The organism is Kordia jejudonensis (assembly GCF_001005315.1).
GTDB classification, from domain to species: domain Bacteria; phylum Bacteroidota; class Bacteroidia; order Flavobacteriales; family Flavobacteriaceae; genus Kordia; species Kordia jejudonensis.
On sequence record NZ_LBMG01000187.1, the window covers coordinates 1 to 634 of the forward strand.

Sequence of the window (634 nt, forward strand, 5' to 3'; positions counted from 1 at the left end):
TGGTTTCCAAAGAAGGCGACAAAATTGTGATTACATCGAACTTTTCGGTAAAACCACAAGACTTTGACATCGATATTCCAAGTATCGTGAGAAATAAAATTGCAAAAGAAATTAACGTAACCTTGAATTATGAGCTTGTCGAAAAAAAGTAAATTCATAATCGGATTGGTGTTGGTCATTGCCATTGGCGGATATCTAGCTTATAGTTATGCCTACAAACCGCACACAGCAATTGCAGACATGGAAGTTGCCTTTACAGGAACAGCAAAGGATTTCTTAGAAAAAATCAAGGAAAATCCAGCTTCATGGACACAAGGCGAAAAAGTAGTAGAACTCACAGGTGTCATCACGGCAAAAGATGAAAAAGGCATCTCACTCAATGAAAGTATCTATTTTCAGTTAGAAGAAGGTACTTCTACACAAGCACTTTCAGAAGGACAAAAAACAAAGATCATTGGTAGAATCATTGGCTACGATGATTTGTTAGAAGAACTAAAACTCGACAAAGCTATTATTTTACAATAGCAAAAACTACATTAAAAAAACGAACTAAAACAACAAAATGAAACACTATTATATACTAGCACTTCTATGTTTATGTAGTCTAGGCAGTTTGCATGCACAAGACGATTTA

At 35.0% G+C, this 634-nt stretch carries 1 protein-coding gene; it reads left to right on the top strand.

Annotated elements, in window-relative coordinates:
- The first annotated feature begins 129 nt into the window (after positions 1 to 129).
- Positions 130 to 525 carry a hypothetical protein gene (locus AA089_RS23260; protein WP_046759423.1) on the top strand — a complete coding sequence of 132 codons (396 nt, stop codon included), beginning with the start codon at positions 130 to 132 and terminating at the stop codon, positions 523 to 525.
- Positions 526 to 634: the final 109 nt, after the last annotated feature.

Excerpts from the sequence above, each read along its gene's own strand:
- AA089_RS23260 (WP_046759423.1), top strand. The coding sequence starts at position 130 with ATGAGCTTGTCGAAAAAAAGTAAATTCATAATCGGATTGGTGTTGGTC.